Annotated in this window: 13 protein-coding genes and 5 pseudogenes; 11 read left to right on the top strand and 7 right to left on the bottom strand. The window is 60.3% G+C overall.

Annotated features, from left to right (window positions below; genetic code table 11):
- The first annotated feature begins 500 nt into the window (after positions 1-500).
- From NKJ26_RS20205 to NKJ26_RS20195, 3 genes and pseudogenes are all read left to right on the top strand, one after another.
- Positions 501-1,175: pseudogene (locus NKJ26_RS20205) on the top strand (protein-L-isoaspartate(D-aspartate) O-methyltransferase).
- 443 nt (positions 1,176-1,618) lie between these two features.
- Entirely contained in the window at positions 1,619-4,966 is a 3,348-nt protein-coding gene (locus NKJ26_RS20200; protein WP_352696672.1) for a cadherin-like domain-containing protein, read from the top strand.
- A gap of 604 nt (positions 4,967-5,570) precedes the next feature.
- On the top strand, positions 5,571-6,050 hold the full coding sequence (locus NKJ26_RS20195) for a hypothetical protein (protein ID WP_352696671.1): 480 nt from the start codon (positions 5,571-5,573) through the stop codon (positions 6,048-6,050).
- A 30-nt stretch (positions 6,051-6,080) separates the two neighbouring features.
- Here NKJ26_RS20195 and NKJ26_RS33600 read toward each other — a convergent pair whose 3' ends face one another.
- From NKJ26_RS33600 to NKJ26_RS20185, 3 genes are all read right to left on the bottom strand, one after another.
- Complete coding sequence (locus NKJ26_RS33600; RefSeq protein WP_502903155.1) at positions 6,081-6,269, bottom strand: hypothetical protein; 189 nt, start codon at positions 6,267-6,269, stop codon at positions 6,081-6,083.
- A 253-nt stretch (positions 6,270-6,522) separates the two neighbouring features.
- Positions 6,523-7,845: a polysaccharide biosynthesis/export family protein gene (locus NKJ26_RS20190; RefSeq protein WP_352696670.1), complete on the bottom strand. Its 1,323-nt coding sequence runs from the start codon at positions 7,843-7,845 to the stop codon at positions 6,523-6,525.
- Positions 7,846-8,417: 572 nt separating this feature from the next.
- Entirely contained in the window at positions 8,418-8,978 is a 561-nt protein-coding gene (locus tag NKJ26_RS20185) for a plasmid pRiA4b ORF-3 family protein (RefSeq protein WP_352696669.1), read from the bottom strand.
- Between the two features lie 15 nt (positions 8,979-8,993).
- Between NKJ26_RS20185 and NKJ26_RS20180 the strand changes: the two are divergent.
- Positions 8,994-9,164, top strand: a pseudogene (locus tag NKJ26_RS20180) (IS66 family transposase); the annotation flags it as partial.
- Positions 9,165-9,362: 198 nt separating this feature from the next.
- Here NKJ26_RS20180 and NKJ26_RS20170 read toward each other — a convergent pair.
- The 3 genes from NKJ26_RS20170 to NKJ26_RS20160 form a co-directional block, all read right to left on the bottom strand.
- Entirely contained in the window at positions 9,363-10,391 is a 1,029-nt protein-coding gene (locus NKJ26_RS20170) for a hypothetical protein (protein WP_352696719.1), read from the bottom strand.
- 120 nt (positions 10,392-10,511) lie between these two features.
- Positions 10,512-10,934: a serine integrase family protein gene (locus NKJ26_RS20165; RefSeq protein WP_352696668.1), complete on the bottom strand. Its 423-nt coding sequence runs from the start codon at positions 10,932-10,934 to the stop codon at positions 10,512-10,514.
- Positions 10,935-10,940: 6 nt separating this feature from the next.
- Positions 10,941-11,237 (bottom strand): recombinase family protein, encoded by a 297-nt coding sequence (locus NKJ26_RS20160; protein ID WP_352696667.1) that lies wholly within the window; start codon positions 11,235-11,237, stop codon positions 10,941-10,943.
- Between the two features lie 471 nt (positions 11,238-11,708).
- Here NKJ26_RS20160 and NKJ26_RS20155 point away from each other — a divergent pair.
- A pseudogene (locus tag NKJ26_RS20155) lies at positions 11,709-11,893 on the top strand (transposase domain-containing protein); the annotation flags it as partial.
- Positions 11,894-11,973: 80 nt separating this feature from the next.
- Here the strand turns inward: NKJ26_RS20155 and NKJ26_RS20150 are convergent.
- On the bottom strand, positions 11,974-12,792 hold the full coding sequence (locus NKJ26_RS20150; protein WP_502903154.1) for a WecB/TagA/CpsF family glycosyltransferase: 819 nt from the start codon (positions 12,790-12,792) through the stop codon (positions 11,974-11,976).
- 231 nt (positions 12,793-13,023) lie between these two features.
- Here NKJ26_RS20150 and NKJ26_RS20145 point away from each other — a divergent pair.
- From NKJ26_RS20145 to NKJ26_RS20120, 6 genes and pseudogenes are all read left to right on the top strand, one after another.
- A pseudogene (locus NKJ26_RS20145) lies at positions 13,024-13,785 on the top strand (transposase).
- 85 nt (positions 13,786-13,870) lie between these two features.
- Positions 13,871-14,022: pseudogene (locus tag NKJ26_RS20140) on the top strand (IS5/IS1182 family transposase); the annotation flags it as partial.
- Positions 14,023-14,425: 403 nt separating this feature from the next.
- Positions 14,426-15,919 carry a nucleoside/nucleotide kinase family protein gene (locus NKJ26_RS20135; RefSeq protein WP_352696665.1) on the top strand — a complete coding sequence of 498 codons (1,494 nt, stop codon included), beginning with the start codon at positions 14,426-14,428 and terminating at the stop codon, positions 15,917-15,919.
- 126 nt (positions 15,920-16,045) lie between these two features.
- Entirely contained in the window at positions 16,046-17,272 is a 1,227-nt protein-coding gene (locus NKJ26_RS20130) for a hypothetical protein (RefSeq protein ID WP_352696664.1), read from the top strand.
- A complete protein-coding gene (locus NKJ26_RS20125) occupies positions 17,269-19,422 on the top strand; it encodes a GumC family protein (RefSeq protein ID WP_352696663.1) in 2,154 nt (717 codons plus the stop codon). The genes NKJ26_RS20130 and NKJ26_RS20125 overlap by 4 nt, the downstream gene beginning before the upstream one ends.
- On the top strand, positions 19,412-21,016 hold the full coding sequence (locus tag NKJ26_RS20120) for a glycosyl hydrolase family 28-related protein (RefSeq protein ID WP_352696662.1): 1,605 nt from the start codon (positions 19,412-19,414) through the stop codon (positions 21,014-21,016). Before NKJ26_RS20125 ends, NKJ26_RS20120 begins: the two co-directional genes overlap by 11 nt.
- Position 21,017 lies beyond the last annotated feature (1 nt).

Raw genomic sequence — 21,017 nt, 5'->3', positions numbered from 1 at the left:
GCCACCCGAACAAACAGCATGACCAACTGCAACGCCGCCCGTGATAGGCTCGGCTTTGTCAGGAACGATGACGTTGTATACCGTCCTACGAGTTCCAGGCTGCCATTTATGCGACTTTCGAAGCACAAATCATGAACTGTGATGACGGGTGTTTGGTTCGAATTCGCAGCCAGGTGTCAGCTTCGCGCCTCGTGTGTTTCCGTAGAGGTCGGCTTCACAACTTCCTGAAAGCCGACGACCTTACGACGATTCCGCGAGGGATCCCGGTTGCGCCGGTTGCAGACATTCCGCTCGGTGCCAGTTCTTGCCTCTGTGGGTCATGGCGACTTGGTGCCAAATGTCTAGGGTCGCGGCCGATAGCCTGCTAATATCCCGGCGGCCCCAACTCACCCGCGCTTGCCGCGGTGCCCCTCGCTGGAAATGATGGTGGGCCGTTACTGCGACAAGACGAACAGGATATAATGCTTGGGCCAGATTGGTCGGGTGAAAGTCCCACCGTCATGAAGCCGATGAACGAACAGCATCTCGCGGTTCTGCGCAGGCACATGGTCGAGATGATTGCGATCCATGCCGACCTTGCAAGCGAAGAACTCGGCAAGGCAACGCTCGATGAGCCGGTGATGGCAGAGATGCGGCGGGTCCCGCGGCATCTCTTCGTGCCAGCCGCTGTCGCGCCTTATGCCTACGAGGACATGCCGCTGCCGATCGGTTTCGACAAGACCGTCTCGCAGCCCTTCATTGTTGCTCTGATGACCGATCTCCTTGCTCCTCAACGCAACGAGGCAGTGCTCGAGATCGGCACCGGCCTGGGCTATCAAACCGCCATTCTCGCGGAACTCGCCGGACAAGTTTGGAGCGTCGAAATCATCGAGGAATTCGCAAGCCATGCCGAGTCGCTGCTGCAGGGCCTCGGCTTCTCCAATGTCGCCATTCGTGTCGGAGATGGGTCTCGCGGCTGGCCCGAGCACGCTCCATTCGACAAGATCTTGGTTAGCGTGGCGGCTGAGCGGACGCCGCCGGCTTTGCTGAAGCAGTTCAAACGAGCGGGACGTCTGGTTCTGCCTTGGTGTCTCAAGAAGTGCAGTTTCTGACTATCATCGACAAGGATGCGGCAGGGCAACTCAAGACGCGAAAACTCATCCCGGTTTCGGTTCAGCCGGCTCGAAACCGTCTAACGAGGTGCGCACAACTGGCGCGACCGCGCTTTTCCGACCGTCAACCGGATGCCAGCCTTCCGTGCTTCTTTGCCCATGGTGAAAAGGCCCGCCACCGTGAGGCAGCGGGCGCTAGTTCGGGAGGAGTCTGGGGCATCCCCTTTTGCCCCGTTGACGACGGTACGCCTCGCTTAGCGGATAATAAGCGCGCGCCAGTTGAAGCGCTGCATATTCGAGTTGCGTGACTTTTCTGCCACAGAGATAAGAATGCCCGGCCACCTGAGCAGCCGGGCCAAATTCCCTCAATTGCGGGATTTCAGCGACGTCACCAGAACGTAGCCAACGTCGTGCTCTATTTCGATGCTGCTATACCTCCTTTGGTGGATGTACGCCGCCTTTAAACCGGCTCGGATAAGGACTAAGCTTACCGACCGCGTGGCTTCAATCCCGAAGGCGAGGGTAAAATGACAATAAAAGCCAAGGCGGACACCGCAAATCTTCTCGAAGATATCACGGTCACTGGTAACTTGCTTGCCAACGACACGGAAACCTTCGCGTTAAAGTGGATCAAGTATGGCAACACCTCCAAGCTGGTGGGCTCGACGACTACCATTCAGGGCCTCTACGGGACCCTTGCGGTCTATGCCGATGGAAGCTACAGCTACACAGCCGACTTGGCGAAGGCTGAGGCCCTGGCCGCGGGAGCGGTCGTGACCGAGAAATTCGGCTATACGGCGAACGATCAACTCGGAAATACCAGCAGCAGCACGCTTACCTTTACCATCACTGGCGTTAACGATAATCCGGTGATCTCGATCGGCAGCGGCGACAGTGCAGGCGCCAACCTGACCGAAACCAATGCCACGCTTACGGCTGCCGGCAACTTTACGGTGACCGATGTCGATACCTCCGACACCGTCAGTTCAACTGTCACCAAGGCGGTTCTGACTGGCGCGACCGGCGGCCTCGTCGAAGCCGATGTCAAAGGACTGTTGAAGCTCACTCCGGCCACGGGGCTTGCTGCCGGCGACTCGCATAACCTCGGCTGGCAATTCGACTCCGGATCGCAAGCCTTTGACTTCCTGGAACAGGGCCAGGTCTTGACCATCGCCTACACGATTTCGGTGTCGGACGGTCATGGCGGGTCGGCCACCCAGCAAATCAATGTCGCCATCACCGGCACCAACGACGCGCCGGTTGCTAGCGCAGACGCCTATGCAGCCAAAGCCGGCGTGCAACTCAATGTGTCGGTGGCGCAAGGCGTCCTAGGCAATGATCACGACGCAGAGGGCAGCGCCCTCCATGCCGTGTTGATTTCAGGCCCGTCGCACGGGACGCTCCATCTGCTTGACGACGGGTCCTTCGACTACACTGCCGCCGCCGGTTACACTGGCCCGGACAGCTTTACTTATGAGGCTTTCGATGGGGCCGCGTACAGCGCCGCTACCGCCGTCACGCTCTCGGTTACCTCCGGCAACACGCCACCTGTTGCCGCCAATGACAGCTACAATGTCACGGCCGGGACGGATTTTAGCGTCGTCAGGGCGGGGGGCGTCCTCGCCAATGACAGCGACGCCGACAGCAACCCGCTCGAGGCCGTCCTGCAGACGGGGCCTGCCAATGGCAGCCTGACCCTCGATAGCGATGGTTCGTTCATCTACACGGCAGTTGCCGGCTTCACCGGAACCGACAGCTTTACTTACAAGGCCTTCGACGGGACAGCCTATAGCAACACGGCAACTGTCAGTCTGGTGGTCAGTTCGCCCAACGCCATTCCAGTAGCCACTGACGATGTCTACAGCTTGAATGCCGGCTCGACCCTGACGAAGAGCGCTGCCAATGGCGTCCTCGCCAATGACAGTGATGCCGATAACAACGTGCTGCAGGCGGTGCTGCTCATCGGCCCCAGCAAGGGTACGTTGGCGCTCAACGCGGACGGCTCATTCACCTACACGCCCATTGCCGGCTTCATCGGGACCGACAGCTTTACCTACCGGGCATTCGATGGCCACGACTACAGCGCAGCGGCATCGGCCGAACTGACGGTGAACGCCATTCCCGCCCCCACGACCGTAGCATTCCAGGATGGGTTGAACGGCTATGCGGCCACCCTGGACACCACCTTGGATCAGGCAAAGCCCACGACGTCGTTCGGCTCCGACGTCGCAGTGAGCGTCGACAAAGCCGATGCCGGCGTCGCCAATGCCAAGCAAGCGCTGCTCGGTTTCGACAATTTGTTTGGTTCGGGCCCGGGGCAGATCCCAGTGGGTGCCACCATCACCTCGGCAATCCTCACCTTACAGACGAACAACGAATCTGCGTCGGCGGCCAATGGTGCGTTCTATCGCATGCTGGTCGACTGGACCGAAAGCGCGACTTGGAACTCGATGGTTGGAGGCGTCCAGGCCAATGGCGTCGAGGCCCTGTCCGTGGCGGACGTGACTGTGGGGCAGACCGCTCTCGGACCAACCACGGTTGATGTCACCGCGAGCCTGCGCGCCTGGGCAACGGCGGGTACGACTGCTGCTGAACTCAATGCTGCAAACCAGGGCTGGCTGATCAGCACAGGTTCTACCGACGCCTGGAGGTTAGACTCCTCCGAGGGTTCAGTGCACCCGAAGCTCGCCGTAACCTACTTGATCGGCACCAGTTCCATGCCGGCCCTGGGCATTTCCGATGCCGCGCAAACCGAAGGCCCGGGCGCCAATATTACCTTCCACCTCAGCCTCGACCATGCTGCGCCTCAAGACATTCTGATCAGCTACTCGATCATTGACGGCACCGCCACCGCCGCCAATGACCTGCTCGGCCCGGCGACGGGTACAGTGACCATTTCTGCCGGCCAGAGTTCCTTGGACCTTGCGCTCACGCTCAAGGACGACACGTTCACCGAGAACACGGAATCCTTTAGCCTCAAGTTGAACTCCGCAAACGGTGCCTTCATCGCAGACAATACGGCGACTGGTACGATTTACGACAACGATCCAAACCCCGTCATTCAAGCCAGTGTCGTCGCCGTGACCGACCTCGCCACGGCCCCTTTCCGCGATGTCGATGCGGCAGGGGTTGGTATCGGCGATCCCTCCGGCCTGGCCTATGACCCGGTCTCTCACAAGCTGTTCATTGCCGACTCGGAACATGATGAGAGACCGTGGTTCAGCCAGACCAACCTGTTCTCGATCGGTCCCACCGGTGCTATTCAGGGATACAGCGTGGAGTCATTCACCTTCGAGCCCACCGGCCTCGGGATCAATCCGTCCAACGGCCATATGTATATCTCCGATGACGATCAGCTGGAGGTGTTCTGGGTCGACCCGGCCAATCCATCGGTCAAGCTTGGATCATTCGACACGGCATCCCTGGGGCAGGACGACAGCGAGGACTTGCGGTTCGATCCAACGACCGGCCACATCTTCGAGCTCGGTGGCCACCAGAAACTGATGTACGAACTGACTGGCGATGGGGCACTGGTGAGAACCATAAATCTCCCCTCGGTGATGCATGACGCGGAGGCGCTGGCCTACGATCCAACTCACGGCATCTTCTTCGTCGCCTCCGGATTGAGCCCGAATATCTGGGAGATGGATCACGACGGCGACATCATCTCGACAATCAGCGTCCTCAACTCGCCGGCCTACACAAACCCGATTACCGGGGTGGCGGTGAGGCCCAAGGGTCTGGAGCTGGCACCAAGTTCCGACCCGAACGACGGACAGCAAATGAGCCTCTACGTCGCCGACTACGGCGTCGACCAGGTCGCTGATGGCCGGTTGTTCGAAATCCATCTGGGCTCGGACTGGCTGCTGGCCTGACGGCTGGACTCAGGCACCCGAGAATGGTGGGGGTGAGTCGTGTACAAATGCAGCGCTCGATAGAGGGCGGTATGTCCTGGAGTTGGCACGCCGAGTTAGGGATCGGCACCGGCATCCTCATGAAGGCTCCCGGCGTTATTCTCATTCGATCGTGTCTTGCACCGGTACCCGCGACGCTTCTCAAGTACGAGTGCCATCCGCTCGATCTGAAGTAGTGCTCGTAGAAGTCTGTCCTCTCAGCAGCGAACCTGAAGACTCGGCGCGTGTAGATTAGGGAGATCGCGGAGGCGACGGCGAGGCACAATGAGTCATTGAAGGAGCTTGGCCTACCTTTACTGCCATCTAGCAGCCGTGCTGTGAACTGAGCGTGGTAGGGCGTGTTAGCATCTGCGCTGGCCCCCAAGAGATGGTCCGGTTTGAATGTCAGTGCATGATTAACCTGGGCGTCAGCGCTGCCATGGAGAGAAGATGAGACTAGGCTAGGGCACGAGCACAATTATTACCGGGAGAACCGGGACGACAATGGCGACGGCGTCTACCTTCCCTACACGACCACTGGCCTCGGCGGCGCCGGCAACTCCGTCCCAATGTCGGCGCCAACCTGGTGACGGTCACCGACCAGGGCCTGTTGATCGAGTTTTACAAGGTGAGCAGCTTCAACGGGACAACCGCAACTCCCGTTTTGGTGGATTCCTACTTTGTCCCGACGCCCGCCGGGCGCACGCCGACGATCGTCAACGGCGGTTATGTCCTGAACGGCACGACGGGCGCGGACTATCTGTGGGGCCTTGGCGGCAACGACACGCTGATCGGCGGCAAAGGCAACGATCTGCTCGTCCCCGGCAACCAGCAAAAGTTGTTCGTGTTCCACAAGGGAGACGGGCAGGACACCGTGATAAATTTCGTAGCGGGCACCGGCACCGGCAATGTCCTCGATCTCAGGATTTCGGCATCAACAACGCCAGCCAGTTCCAGCAGGTGGCCACGAACCAGGGCTCGAACGTCGTTGCTACGCTGGGCGGCGGCGACCAGATCACTTTCACCGGCGTCCAAGTCGATCAGTTCCAGGACGACAACTTCATGAGCAGTTTGCTGCTCGCCTAGGAGGGTTACTTCAGGCGTACCACGGCGACAGATCACCGCCGTCGACATGAAGGAGGCCAGTGGGCGTTGGCAAAAACGCCCGGACCGAGTTCAAGCTTGTGCCGAGCAGAAGTGTAATGGCTGGGGGCGTCACCGCCGCGAAGCGCCCTCCCTTCTTAAGAGAGTCTCGACGTGCCTGGGCTTGCGCCGTCCAGTCCAGACCGTCGCTTTCCGTGTCGCCGGGATTGGCAACGGCCACGGCCGCTCCGATCGTGCAATAGGGCGTCCCCTGGGCATCCGAGCAGTCGACCTGATTGTTGGCGTAAAGCGTAACACCCCTGGCAGCCTGTGCAGCCGCCGGAAATAGCCCGCCAGCAGGGGCAGGATACACACAGGCCTGCCAAGCTTCGGCTCTCGTGCTTTGATCATTCGAATGGCTCCAGTTCCCCAGTCGGTCACCTTGGTCTTCTCACTCATTGCACGCCAGCTGGGCTTTTCCCATCCGCCCGGACGATCCCGGTCTGTGCCGCCGACTGCGGGCCGCCGGCCGCCTGGCTGCCGGTCCGCTCGACTGTGACAATGTCACCCGGTTCGATTGGAGGATCGCGGCCGTCATCAAACGTGAGGATACTGTGCCTGCGTCTGATCGTGAATCGAATAGCGGTTGCCGCGTGCAATGGGTTAGCGGGTGAAAGAGTTCCAATAGTTGCCTGCGCTTGGCCCATAATGTCGCTGAGCGTCTGGATGCGGTTCACGGCGTCCTGCAGGCTTGCCTCTGTCGCCTGCATATCTGCGAGAACTTCCTGCTGCCGGGTGGATTGCAAGTCGAGCATGTCCTTCTCGGTTTTGGAGATCTGTTCGCGGACACTGAAGATGCGGCCATTGATATCAAGCTGCTGCGACTGCAAGTCAGAGTGTGCTTGCTGGAGAGTCAAGATCTGTGCCGTCGTGATCAGGCCGTTTTGGACCAAGCCCTTCGTGCGTTCGATTTGGGCCTCAATCCTTTGAGACTGATTTGCCTTCACGGCAATGCGCCCTTGAAGTGCCTCTACCTCCTCTTCGTTCAGCGCCTTCTGGTTGGCGAGTGAGTTCAGACCCTGGCGCAATGCGTTGCGCCGCACTTCAAAAAGCTGGCGCTCTCTTTCCACGAGAGATTTCGAGTTTGCACCAAGTTCGGGTGGAAAGGAGACTGCGGAGTCACCCGCAAGTTCAGCGCCAAGCCGCGCACGTTTTGCCTTGAGTTCGTCGATTCTTTGCGAAAGCGCACGCATATCGCCCGCCGCCGAAAGGAGGGCGTGCGCCGGCTGCCACGCCGTTGCCCCCTGTATCAACCGGAACCCGCCGGCGATAGTGTAGGCCTTCAATGCCGTGAGCCCCGGTTTGAACGCAAATTCACCGGGGTGATCGACATCGCCCATAACGTAATAGGGCCGGTACTCTGCAATATCGACGATGACACTGGGCTTGGCGATCAGGCCGACTTGGGCCTGCAGTCTGTTCGCAACGTCGTCGGCGATTTCCGGCGCACTGCGCGACGCCGCATCGACGAGCCCGATGAGCGGCAACTCCACCCGCCCATTGCTTCTGACAACGAACTGTCCATTGAATGCAGGCCACTCGCGCAATGTCCCATCCGCCTGCTGCCAGTCATAGACGCGAACGCTCAGCTTATCCTGCGGGCTTATCGTATAGTTGAGGCCATCCTCGGCCCGCGCCGTCGCCACAGTCAAAGCCACAGCAGCGGTCAGTGAAATATAAAGCGGAGCATTACGATGCATGAACTCATCCGTTTCCAACAGGGCAGCTCCAAACAATCAGAACGAACGACCAGCCACAGCGTCAATGCCTGATTGCGACGGCGAGATTACTTGAGGGTGAGTTTATCAACACCAGCTGCGGGTGAGGTAGTGCGCATCGGATTAAACGGGTCTACCTCTTTCGGAGTATTGTGAGGCACATAATCAGCCAATTGGACTAGGCCGAGCCGTGCGGCTCTAGGGCTGCACCGCTGTAGACGGCTTCAGTCTTTGCCGTCGTCCGGCTTAATCGGGATTTTTACGACTTGATCGGTCGCCTGATTGTGGGGGCGTATTACCTGAACCGTATTATCGCGGCTCAATATATGGAAATAGGCGTAAGCGATTCCCATCCATAATGGGATCGACAGCAAGAGCCCAATGGCTATCCCCTTGAATGCATGTGAGGAACTCATCTCTAACTCTCGTATCCCTGCCCCATGACGGAGTATACCAGATACCCATGACGGAGTATACCAGATACCATGACGGAGTAATGGCCCAAACGACTTTTACAAGAATTCACTGCCCGGAGTAATTACTCCCCTTCCGAGGTTTGGCGGCAGAGTGGCTTATCGGGCTGCGGCTATTTTCATCCTGAACCGGGAGGCAAGTGCGGCATTTGTGACGTCAAGGGCGAATTCGTCCGGATCGAACTCGTCGCCGAACTCTTCGACGCGTTCGGCGTATTGGGGATGGCTGGGATCGGCTAGGATGGCCAGCATTTCCTGATAACCCCAGACGCCGCCGCAATCTTCCGGCGGACAATTGCGCTTACCCGCGATACAGACCGGATAAGCTCCCCGCTCGACCGCCGGCTCGCTTTTTTCGAATGCGATCGCGTGCTGCCAGTTATCTCCGAAGTCATAAATGTAGGCGAAGCGAACGACAGGAGATCTCAGCAGGCCGTTCAGGCTCACTCGATTTTCGTCGGCGACGTCATCGACACTGTGCCGATCGCCAAATTGCTCGCCCTCGACGTCGAAGGCATGGAGGTGGCAATCGTGCCAGCCCATCGCCGCCTGGATTGCCTCGTGCAGGTCGCCGAGCGTCATCGTGCCGGGCATGACCAGCCGGCGCCAGACCGGCGGCTTCACGCCGCGCAGCGTCATCTTCAGAGTGATGATGTTCATGCTGGCGCCGGTCTACGGAAATCCAGAATCGCCGAGGCAATCCGCTATGCGCTCACCCGACGGGAGGCGCTAGAACGCTTTCTGACAGACGGTCGCATCGAGATCGACTCCAACATCGTCGAGCGCGCCATCAGGCCCCAGACAATTACTCGCAAAAACAGCTTATTTGCCGGCAGCGACGGCGGTGCGATATGCTGCTCATCTTCGATTGCCTTATAAACTAAGCGCATTTTGGGCCGGATCATAAGACGCCTGACGCTTGCCATGCTGTGATCGCAGCGCGTCGGCTTAACGCCGTACTGCGTTATCCTCAAGATCCCAAGAGGCGAATGATCCAAGGCGCCCCTGTGCATAGCTGATTCGCTGCCAACGTGCCGCGGTCGATCATGCGGCAGATAGTTGACGCGCTGACTTGGAGAATCGCGGCGGCTTCGTCGAGCGTAGCTTCGCCACGCTCCGCACGTTCGCCGTCGCGGTATGGCGCAATGCCATGGGTGTTGCGGAGAAACACCCTACTACGCGTCCAGCCATTGTCTTTCCCTGTCCTTTTACCGGCGCGATTGAGGATGGCGGCGATCGACAGATCTGACATCTGGCGGGCCAGTACTGCCTTCGGTCGTCCAGCGGGTTGGCCCGACCTTGTTCTTCTTCACGATGAGGGCGTGTGTGATCGCCGCCTTGCCAATGGATGATGGGCGCCAGACTGTCGTCCACGACATCGGCGATAATCTCCTTGACCAACAAGCGAATGATCTTCTTGCGCGTCTCGGTCGAAGCACCCGGGCTGTCCCATGCCTGGGCGAGATCCTTCCCGAGAGCCATCAGTCTTGCACGATCGCCGGCGGAGACTGTTGGCGCTTGCAGAGCGGCCACGCCGTCAAGCTCCTCCTCAAGCTCGCCCAGGTGGGTCAGCTTCTCGTTCCAGCGTCGCTCGAGTTCACCGGCGACAAGCCGGTTCTCGGGATCAACCGCATCGTATTGGCGGCGTGCACGCTCCACCTCGTACCGGGCCTGCCGGCAAGCATTCTCGACTTGCTGTCGCTTGTCACTATGCTCCTGGCCTTGCGCCTCCATGGCAGCCAGCGCCGCCTCGATGCCGAGCGGTTGCAGTTGACCGAGAACCTCTTGGGCAACGGCCCGGTCAACCCGCATACCGCTGAAGCGGATGCAGTTGTCGACGGCCTTGTCGCCTAAGGTCCCGCGACAGACGTAACGTTGGGTGTTTCCGCCTTTGCTGCTGTAAGCGACATGCAATCGACGTTCGCAGCGGAAAAGACCGGGCAGCAAGGCTTCGCCGCGGCGGATCGCCCCCCGCCCAAGGTAGCTCTTGCCGTTGGCATTGTCGGCAATCAGTTGCTGATTCCTCTCGAACTCCTCCCAGAAAATATATGCCTCATGGTGGCCGCGGATCAAAACCTCCCAGTCCTTTCAGTTGCGGCGCGTATGCTGTCGCGCATAACGCGCTTGCGGCCTTGGAATACAACGCGCGTTCCGCGCCGGCCAAAAGCATAGGCGCCGGCATAGACGGGTTGGTCAGCATGTGGTGCAGCGTGTGATAGACCGGCACCTTCCATTCAATCGCCTGCTTGCCGCGGCTCTGAACGACGGAACGAGAACTTGCTCCTGGCGGAACCAGAGCAGAACCTGCCGGATCGAATGCAACTCGGCGAACTTGCGGAACACCAGAGCAATGCCGTCCTGGACACGACGATCCGGATCCTTGTCGAGCTGCCCATCTTCCGCTTTGACATAGCCGATAGCTACAGTCAGCAGAAGTTCCCCGCGGCGTGCCTTCTGCCTCAGCGCCGCGATGGAGCGCTGCCGGAATACCGAAAGCTCCATCTCGCTCAACGTGCCCTTCATGCCAAGCAGCAGGCGATCGTTGATCAGACGCGGATCGTAGACACCATCTTCATCTACGATCAATGTTCCGACCAACCCGCAGAACTCAAGCAAGGTGTGTCAGTCACGGCCGTTGCGCGCCAGCCGCGATGCCTCCAACGAGACGACCGCTCCGACACGACCTTCGCAGATGGCCGCCAGCAGCTTCTCAAAGTCGGGCCGAGCCGTGCCGGCGCCGGATCGGCCGAGATCGTCATCGACGATTTGCACATCGTCCCAACACAACTGCCGAGCCCGCTCAGCTAGGCCATATTGGCGACGCTGGCTCTCAAGATTATTCACAACCTGGTAGGACGTTGATTGCCGGATGTAGATGATGGCGCTGCGGCAAAGATGCTCAACGGTGATCTTGCTCATCGCCCCTCCTTCCGGCTCCGACTCGACAGTCCGGCGCCCGGCGCGGACGCTACTTCGACGAGTAGAGACTGCAACAGCATCACTGCCTTTACCCGTTCCTCGCTCGACATCTTGGCCGGCGGTCCGGTGGGCGCGAACAAATCCAGTTAGGTGCGTAGCGGATTCTTCATCGGCATGTCCTCCTCCAAAGATCGAGTCCCTCGGAAGAGAGGCTACGAGATGATCGACAAGTGCGCGAAGTTCGAGGAGATGTGTGAGCGGAAGTCGGGCGCGGCAATGATCGCAACCGAACCGGCCTGTGGGGCGGCCATCCAGTCCGGAAGATGGAAGGCCCCGCCGTGCGGCTGCCGAATCAAACGTGGCGGATGCCGTCATGATCATGTTCACCGACCACGGCAACGGTCTGCCCGACCAACGGATGGAATTGATGGGTGACGACTAGGTCGAGGCCTGGATTCCCGGCATTATGACGCTGCTTCCGAGGCTGGTGGACGAACCTGGGCGACGTGGCCACCCTGCTGCAAGCGGTCAAAATGAATAGTGTCGATCCGCTCGCCTGGCTCTCCCAGACCTTGACCCGCATCGCGCAAGGCTGGCCCGCATCCGAAATCGACGCGCTCAAGCCTTGGAACTTCAAGCCAGACGCTATCGGCTAAGCGCTTACGTTGTACGGAAGCCTGCCAAAAGGTCCCGTTATCGCGAGCGCGCGCCGAGGGGCTCGAGACGGGAAGAGCGCCTACTGCGGGGTGTGCCTGGTCTTGCTGAGCAGAGCCCAAGTGGCGATCACGTTGGTCGTGGCGTAGCGGACCAACAGGCGCCTTGGTTCGAGATACAGCCGGTGCGCCCACTCGAGACCGGCCGACTGCATCCATTGCGGTGCCCGCCCGTGGGCGCCGGACAGAAAGTTGAACAACCCGCCGCTGGTCTTCATCACGCCAACATTGGTCAGCTCTTGTCGCCAGCGATGGCAGAACTCGAGCTCGCGCGGAAAACCCAACGCTACCCACAGTATATCTGGCCGCAAGACATTGATCTCCTGCACTGCCAGCAGCTCTTCATCCGTGGACGCAAAGTAGCCGTTCCTCCGTCCCACAATCCGAAGGCCGCGATAGCGGGCGCGGACATTGCCAACAGCGGATCGATTCTCATCTTCCGAAGCGCCGAGCATGTAAAAGCTCGCGCCTTCGGCGGCAGCGAGCTTCGCCACATCGTGGAACAGATCCGTGGTCGCGGAGCGATCTCGCAGGGCGCCGTTTCCCAGCAACCGGGAAGCGAAGACAAGCGGCTGGCCATCGGCGCTCAGAACATGCGTGCACGCAAGGAGCTGCTGTGTGCGATGACGGTTCCGGCCAACATAGAGGTCGGCCAACACCTGTCCGTTGACTGACGAACAGATACAGGGGGCGAGTCCGCTGCCTCTGGCCCTTAGGGCCATGTCAACCATGAGTCTTGCGGTCTCAACACGGCTGAGAGTGGCAATGCTCACGCCACCAATGATCTCCGTGGGTAGCGCCTGGGAGGCGGTGCGCCCACGCAGCTGCACTCCTGACGACATATTGACGTTGTCCGCACTCATCATCGAACCCCTTTGCCGGCTGGTGCGCGGCGCAGTTGGCCGAATTGTACCAGCGATTAGGGAGTGCGCGGAAACGCAGAAGGTCGATGGGTCTCAGTCAAAAGGGGGATCGTGCCCCGCCGAGTGGTGTAGCTCGGCGGTGACCAAGCCGCTCGCGAGCGCTCCCCTCAACGGCGCTGAAGCGAGCGAGCGGCGTAGCGGCGGTCATCGATGTTCTCCGGTAAGGGTCGGGTCGCTGACACGAACCTGATTCGAAGGAACCACCGATGGACCGACGACATGATGAACCTGCGCACTCTCGTGGAGAAGACCCCCGACGCCGATATCTTGCGCGAGATGACCCGCCTTGGCGAAGCTCGCTTCGGCGGGCGCAGGAAGCTCAGCTTTGCCGCTGAGCGGGTGATGGAGCTGGAGGTGGTCGCCGCCACCGGCGCCGGCTATGGCGAGAAGAGCGCGTTGCGGACCGCCCAGCGCAACGGTTATCGCGAGCGCGACTGGGAGACGCGGGCCGGAACGGTTGAGCTGCGCATCCCCAAGCTGAGGAAGGGCTCCTACTTCCCCAGCTTCCAGGAGCCGCGCCGCATGGCCGAGAAGGCGCTGAAGGCTGTCATCCAGGAGGCCTACGTCCAAGGTATTTCGACCCGCTCGGTCGACGACCTGGTTAAGGCGATGGGCATGAGCGGCGGCTGTGCGAAGAGATCGACGGCAAGGTGAAGGCCTTCCTCGAGCGGCCGATCGAAGGTGACTGGCCATATCTTTGGATCGATGCGACTTCTCAAGGTGCGCCGCGGCGGGCGCATCGTCTCAGTCGCCGTTATCATCGCCGTCGGCGTGAACACCGACGGCCGGCGCGAGGTGCTGGGCATGGAGATCGGCACCTCGGAGGCCGAGCCGATCTGGACGGAGTTCCTGCGCAAGCTTACCCGGCGTGGTCTGCGCGGCGTCAAGCTCGTCGTCTCCGATGGGGCATGAGGGCCTCAAGGCCGCGGTGACCAAGGTTCTCTCAGCCACTTGGCAGCGTTGCCGCGTGGGGCTGTTGAGAAAGTCCTTCCCCACAGGCTACCATGGCGAAGCGAAGAACTGGCATGGCCTTGCCCGGGTGGTTCGGCGGGGCCTAACCAACATGACGATCCAGGCCTACTCACGGCCGCGGCGGTGAACATCAAAGGGCTGGCGGCCGCTTTGTTGGCCCATTTGCTCGGGTTGGTGCTGCTGACGCTCAATATGGCGCCGATCGAGGAACCCTGAGACGGAATCCCCGAAGTTCTCACGGCAAGGACCTCGTTATCTCGCACCATGCATAGGGAAGTCGACTTTCTCAACAAGCGGGCGCGCTACATGACACTTGAGACCATCAGCCAGATGGGCTGATGATCCACTCATCAGCCTGCCAGCCGTGGCGCGCTGATCATTCCGGCCCTTGCCGGAGAGCACGGCGACCAATGCCGTCAGCTACACCACGTCAGTGGGCACGATCCAAAAGAAGTACGCACGACTAACCCGCATGGCCCAATAACGCTGCTGTCAGATCCATGCTAGCAGCGGGGCCACTGGTCTTAGACTCAGTTGTAGCGTGTGGTTGGCTATGAATCAGGTTCCCGTGCCAAGGGCCTTGAGGCTCGACAGCAAAGGTCAGAATGAGAAAGCCGTAATCCGCAAGCTTGTCACCGAACTGGATGCGGCAAGGATTTCATATTGCCATTGGAAGAGCAACTGCCGTCTTGAAGCGACCCTTGCCGGCGACGAAGACATTGACATTCTTGTGGACCGCCGACAGGCCGCGAATCTTCAAGGGGCGCTGAGCGTCTCGGGGTTCAAACTGGCGCAATCCGCTCTTGGAGCCGGCCACCCCAGCACATTTCACGCGATTGGCCTTGACGGTCACACGGGCGAGCTTGTCGACCTCCACGTCTGCCATGAAGTCTATAGCGGCGACAGCCTGGTGAAGAACTACCGCATGCCGATCGAGGGCGAGCTCCTTGCCAACACCCGTGAACTCTTGGGGGTGAAGGTGCCGGACGCGGCCTGCGAGTTGGTCTATTTTGTGCTGAGGGTCGCGCTGAAACATCTGAGTCCCATCGAATTACTCAAATCAAACCCTCATCGCAGCAAATACGCCGACGAACTTGCCTGGCTGCAACAGGCGGCCAGTCGAAGCATCGTGCAGCCCCCGGCCTTTTGCGACAGGCTGTTTCCCGTTATCGGTCCTGGCCTCTTTTCCGATCTCGTCAATGCTGTCGCCAGACAGGATGCAATTTTCCTCCGTATTCGGCTTGGCTGGAAGGTTGCATGGCGGCTGCGCGGTATGCGGCGGCTTTCAGCATTTGCCGCTGCTGCCTCGCGGCTCTGGCGCTTTGGCGATTTCGTCAGGGGCAGGCTGAGTGGCGCGAAGAGTTTGCACCTCGTGAGCGGCGGCGCCATTGTGGCATTGGTAGGCCCCAAGGCGACTGGCAAATCAACGACTGCGAATGAACTCGCCCGCTGCCTCGGCCGGCACCTAAACGTTTGCCGCATCCACGCTGGAAAACCGCCGCCAACGTTGATTTCCTGGATTCCGAGCTGGTTCGTTCCCCTGGCCCGTCGCCTCCTGCCGCATGAACGGATGGCGGTCTACGGAGACGCCGCGCGCCGCGAGCGTCGCGATTTCTCCCTCTTCCATGTCGCACGGATGGCATTGATCGCGCACGACCGCCGCCGTCTGCTGCAGCGCGCCCTGCGCAAAGCGGCAGCGGGCGCAATTGTCATATCTGACCGATATCCCTCGTTGCAGCCCGGCACCATCGACAGCAGCAGCTTCGACAGTCTGGCCCTTGCCGGTTGCAATTCATGGCTGAAGCGCAAGTTGATGCAATACGAACGCTACTGCTACTCCGCGATACCCCGTCCCAATCTCGTAATAAAACTCACAGCGCCGATCGCTATCGCCATCGCGCGCGATGCCACACGCGACAAGGCAGGAGGACCGGACGAGGCCGCGGTACGGCGGCATTGGGAACTCGAACGTAAGACGGATTTCGGATCGACGCCTGTCGTCACCATCGACACAACCGCACCTCTGGAAGAGACGGCCAGACAGGCGGTCAATGCGGTTTGGGCGGTCTTGTGAAAAAGGGGGGTTGGATCCTTGGTGCACGATCTGCGGTATAGCAACACACAGGACCCAATGCTCTGTCTGCGGCACCTCGATTCCGCCTTGCACGTGCTCTCTGGCGGCCAGTTTGGCATGCTCCAAATGAGCCCCAAAGGCATGGAGAACGGCCACAAAATCCTTGAGCGTTATGCGGTATTCCCCGGGTTCGATGATCCCCGTGTGCTTATCCCGCTCACCGGTGGTACTAAGGCCCGCACTGCGGTCCTTGCGCAGTATGGGACGGGAGCGGGTTCGCGCGTTTCGCGCCTGGCCGCCCAGCTGTTGTCATTCGAAAGCCGTCTCGGTCTGCCGCTGTTGTCCTGGGGCAATCGCGTCTCCGTCGTCACAGATTCGCTTGGAGCCAAAGACACGCCGGTCCACGGCTTTCTTGCGGATGTGCTCGGAACGGGGGACTTCGTGATGAGTCTTAGGCTTGCCCCGGGCCGGCCCAATAGCAAGCCCGTCATTCAAGCTGTATCACCGCGAGGCCAGGTTCTGGCCTATGCGAAATTCGGCTGGGATGAGTTGACTCGCCGCCTGGTGCGCCATGAAGCGCAATTTCTCAGAGAACTCGCTCCGCTCTGCCGCCAGAGCGCCGTGGCCATTCCGACGGTGCTCGGTAGCGGACCCTGGCGCGGTTTTGAGGCGCTGATCGTCCACCAGCTTCCCGGCCCCGGGCGGTCCCCCATTGTGCACACGATGTTGCCGGCCGCTGCCGCCATCGCCAGCCTCGCGCCGTCACCACCCAAAGCCCTGGCTGAGACCCGCTTCTGGCAGGAGATTCGCACATTGGCCAGCCAATCAAGTCCTCTGCTGTGTGCCAGTGTCGCCGCCGCTGTCGAACACGGTTGGAAGACAGTGGAAGCGCGCTGGGGCGGGATCGTCTTCCCGCTTGGTGTAAGCCATGGTGACTGGATCCCGCCGAATATCCAGGTTCTTAGAGGTGGCCGTTTCAACGTGTGGGACTGGGAGGATGGCAAAATCGGAGTTCCACTCGGCCTCGACATCATGCAGTTCGTGGTGTTCATTGAAATGCGCCGTTTGACCAAGCTGCCGCTGATGCCGCGCGTCGTCCACGTGGGCCGCGATGCCTTGCAAAGCACGGGCTTCGATCCGGACAATGCGCAGCCGCTCGCAGCGATCAGTCTGCTGCGCTCACTTTTGTGGTTTGTTGAGTCCAGGCTTGCCGGCCGTGAAGAGAGCAACTGCAATGATTTCGCGACCGCCCTCGCGGCCTGCCTTCATTTTGGCATGGCCGGAGGCGCCTTTGAAACGAGATCTTCAGACAACGATCACGACAGGGAAGAACGAAAGATTCAAGCATCATGATCGATGAGAACTCGATCGCCGAAACAAGTCGCGAAGCCTCATTCAGCGATCTCTTGGCCATTTTGCGCAAGCGCACTCGGACCATCATCACTACCATGCTCGTCGTCACCATGGCATCTACCGCCTTTGCCATCTGGCGCGGGCCCAGCTACACGGCGACGGTGCTGGTCGTCGTCGACCCAAATAAGAGCCTCACCGGCGCCCCTGTTGAGACACAGAGTCCCACCACGGATCCCTCACTCATGCAGACCCAGGTCAACACTCTGCTAGGTAATCCTCTTGCCAACCAGACGATCGATGCACTGGATCTCCTCAATGATCCAGAATTCCAGATCAGCGCACGTGGCCGGTTCCTTGCGCGGTTCTCAAGCAAAGGCCAGGATGCAAACGCCACCGAAGAGTTGCGCGGATATGCACTTTACATATTTGGGCGGAACCTCGCCGTCACCAATCCCCCGGACTCACGCGTAATTCAAATTTCGTTCACTTCCATCGATTCCGGCAAGGCGGCAGCAATTGCAAATCGGCTGGCCAACTTCTACGTGGCCAATCTTCTCGACCGCAAAAATGCCAACGTCAATGCTTGGCGCGCACGCGCCCTCAAGTCGCTCGATGCCCAGAAGCGCCAAGTGATAGAAGCCGAAGGCAGGGTCGCTGACCTGCGTGCGAAGGGCCAGATATTGACAAGCAGCAATGTCACGCTTGCAAATTCCGATATGCAAGAAATAAACAAGCTGCTGATCGAGTCGATGGCTGATGAAGCCAATCTCCGATCGAAACTATCCGCCATCGATCAGATCAAGCTGTCCGGCGGTCCTACCAATGCGATCAATGAGGTTCTCGCCTCCCAAGCCGTGTCGCAATTGCGCACGCTGGAACTGGATCTGATGCGCCAGATTGCCGAGAATTCAGCGATCTACAACGACCACAATCCGCGTACCGCAATCCTGAACGGCCACCTTGCCGACGTCAGGCAGCGCATTTCCCAAGAGATTGACCGCATCGTCACCGGCGTTCGCAACGAACTCGCCGCGGTCACAGCGCGGTCGGCAGCGTTCGAACAGCAGTTAAAGGGAGCCGCAGACCAAAACGGACGCGCCGAGGTCTACTCCGTGCAATTGCAGGTGGCTGAGCGCGAGGCCGTAGCAAGGCGCTCAGTCTATGAGGATCTGCTGCGTTCCGAACAACAAGCCGACGCTGCGCTCGGTTCTGCGGACGCCGGCGCTTGGGTCATGTCGCCGGCCGAGATTCCTATCAAGCCATCGAGCCTCAGTGTCTTCATCATCGCCGCAGTTGCTGCGGTGCTATCAACCCTGCTCGGGGCCGCGATCGCACTTGCGCGCGAATCCTTGGACAAGCGGCTCGTCGGTTCACGCGAGGTCGAGGAAGCGCTAGGGGTGCCCTGCCTGGCTCTGTTGCCCAAGCCTGATCCCGTCGCCGGTCAGATCCGCCACCGCTCGGCCGTCGGCCGGAAGGCGAACTCCCTCTATGCCCACGCGGTTGGCGCTCTGGAGGCGCGACTGGCCGCTGCCTCACCGCGGGCCAGGACCATTGTGATCACCTCACCCCTGCCGAGCCGCGAAAAGGCGCAGCTCGCTGTCGATCTCGCAGTTTATTCCGCCCAGGCCGGCAAGCGCACGGTACTGGTGAATTTCGACAAGTACCAACCGATACTGATGCGAGATTTTGGCCTGCAAGTGCCGGCCGAAGCAACCAAGCTGTTGACCTCAAATCTGAGTTCCGACACCTCGATCGACCGGGCGCTGATCCTCGATCAGACAACGGGACTCGACATCTTGCCCCTCGACGGCGAGCCCCAAAGTGACGCCCATGTTTCTGCCCCCCAAAACAACATCGTGATACTGATCAAGATGCTGGCCAAGCGCTACAAGTATATCATCGTCAATGCGCCGCCGTTGCTGGGGGTATGCGACTGCCACGCCCTCGCAAGCCATGGCGATTGCGTCCTCATCGCCCTGGAATGGGGCAGGACCGAGCGCTCCGACGCCGAGGCTGGTGCCAGAGTGTTGCGGCGGCTGACCACCCGTTTCGTCTTTGCCGTCATGACCGGCGTCGAAATGCGGGGGCAACTACTCCAGTCGTCAGGCCTGCTCACGCCAAAGCGTTTCCGGAGACTCTATGAGGGATGAAGACCAAGGTGCCCCGCCATCCAACCGGCGGCGCCTCCTCCTTGCCGGTCTTGCTGGAGCAGGTGCTGCGCTGCCGGCGGGGGTGAGTGCCAATGCGTCCGACGCCGTCGCGGAATTCAGTCTTGCGGCACCGGGAAGTGTTAAGCGCCGCATTGAAGATAAACTGCGGGAATTGCCGTCGCTTGACGATTTCGGTGCACGCGGCGATGGCGTCACCGACGACTCTGAGGCTCTGCAGACAGCACTTGACTGGGCAGGGCAAAGGCCCGGCACGCGGCTGCGTGTACCGCCTCGCGTGTTCGGCCTCGCCCGCCCAATCGCCGTTCCGCAGTCGATCGAGCTTGCTGGCGAAGTGCCGGGTGACGGCAATTCTCCGCTGAGCGGTTTTCGGGCCCTGAAGGGATTTGAGACGCCATATGTCCTACACTATTCAAGCGTTGAAGGTGTGGCTCCGCTGCCGCTTGCCGCATTGCTGGTCAGCCGTGAATGGGTGGAGGGGAAAGATTTTGCAAGGCGCCTTCACATGCGCGACTTGTACTTCGACGTCGATGCCATAACAGCGCGCGGCGGTGTTCCAGTCCACGGGCTTATGCTCGCCAATCAACAGCTCGACATTCATAACGTTTGGATCCGGAGCGCCACCGGCTTTGGCTTGTGGATCAATACCCAGCGCCCCGACGGTACCTTCATGGCTGCGCTCGTCGACAACCTACTCCGTCGCGTATGGGTCAGGGGCGCGGGGGTAGGCGGAGCCAGTTTCAAAGGGCCACGTGGCGAGATGAATTTCGGCGGCATCCTAGTCGGCGCTTTGCCGGGAGCCCGAGACCCCAGAGGCGCAGCTGAGCCCCCATTGGCGACGGACGGCATTTTGGACTATTGCACCGTCGCCGTCGGCCCCGAAGCACTTCTGGGTTGCCGTGGCAACGGCATTCACATCACCCAATCCGCAGGATGGCGCGCCACCGGTTGCCACCTAAACGGCGCGGGGCGTAATGGCATGGTCTTCGAGCGTGCCTTCCAGACGGAAATTTCCGGTTGCTACATTGATGGTTGGGGCGTCGGCGCGGGAGAGCGCGAAGGGGTTCTCTCAGCTATATCGTGCAACTCCGTCGTCGCGCTCGGCGACGGCGCCGATGGCTCGCTCATTATCTCATCCAATCGTATCGCCTGCCGCTCTGTGGCGGCCACTGCCGGAAATGATTATGTGGCATTCAGCCTGCGGGCCGGATCTGTGCCCACTGCGCGCGCCGTCGTCATCGGCAACACGATCGTCAGGCGGGGCGATGCCACCCATGCCTTTTCCACATTCGATTTCGGAAAGGCGGGGGGCGGCGAAATTGAAGCGCTAGTCATTGGAAACTCCGCCACGGGAACCGCTACTCACTTCTTGCGGCCTTGGGACGAAACAGCGGTCCGGCCCCGCTTCACCGGCAACAGTTTTCAGTTTGCAAACGCTCCACCGTCCCAGGGTTGGCACCCTGTGGGCCTGCGCATCGACAACGATGCACCTACTCCTGGTGCCGCGGCGGCGTGGTTCTGTGTAATGCGCGGAAGCCCAGGCAACTGGCGGAGTTGCGGAAGGATCGACTCCTGAA

The organism is Mesorhizobium sp. M0152 (genome assembly GCF_040322415.1).
Classification (GTDB): Bacteria; Pseudomonadota; Alphaproteobacteria; order Rhizobiales; family Rhizobiaceae; genus Mesorhizobium.
Note: the sequence above shows the minus strand (reverse complement) of the source record. Positions and strands in the feature narration are given on the sequence as shown.

What these genes read in the sequence shown, in the direction of transcription:
- NKJ26_RS20200 (WP_352696672.1), top strand. Translation starts at nt 1,619, where the DNA reads ATGACAATAAAAGCCAAGGCGGACACCGCAAATCTTCTCGAAGATATC.
- NKJ26_RS20185 (WP_352696669.1), bottom strand. Translation starts at nt 8,978, where the DNA reads ATGAACATCATCACTCTGAAGATGACGCTGCGCGGCGTGAAGCCGCCG.
- NKJ26_RS20160 (WP_352696667.1), bottom strand. Translation starts at nt 11,237, where the DNA reads ATGAGCAAGATCACCGTTGAGCATCTTTGCCGCAGCGCCATCATCTAC.
- NKJ26_RS20150 (WP_502903154.1), bottom strand. Translation starts at nt 12,792, where the DNA reads ATGTCGTCAGGAGTGCAGCTGCGTGGGCGCACCGCCTCCCAGGCGCTA.
- NKJ26_RS20130 (WP_352696664.1), top strand. Translation starts at nt 16,046, where the DNA reads ATGAGCCCCAAAGGCATGGAGAACGGCCACAAAATCCTTGAGCGTTAT.
- NKJ26_RS20125 (WP_352696663.1), top strand. Translation starts at nt 17,269, where the DNA reads ATGATCGATGAGAACTCGATCGCCGAAACAAGTCGCGAAGCCTCATTC.
- NKJ26_RS20120 (WP_352696662.1), top strand. Translation starts at nt 19,412, where the DNA reads ATGAGGGATGAAGACCAAGGTGCCCCGCCATCCAACCGGCGGCGCCTC.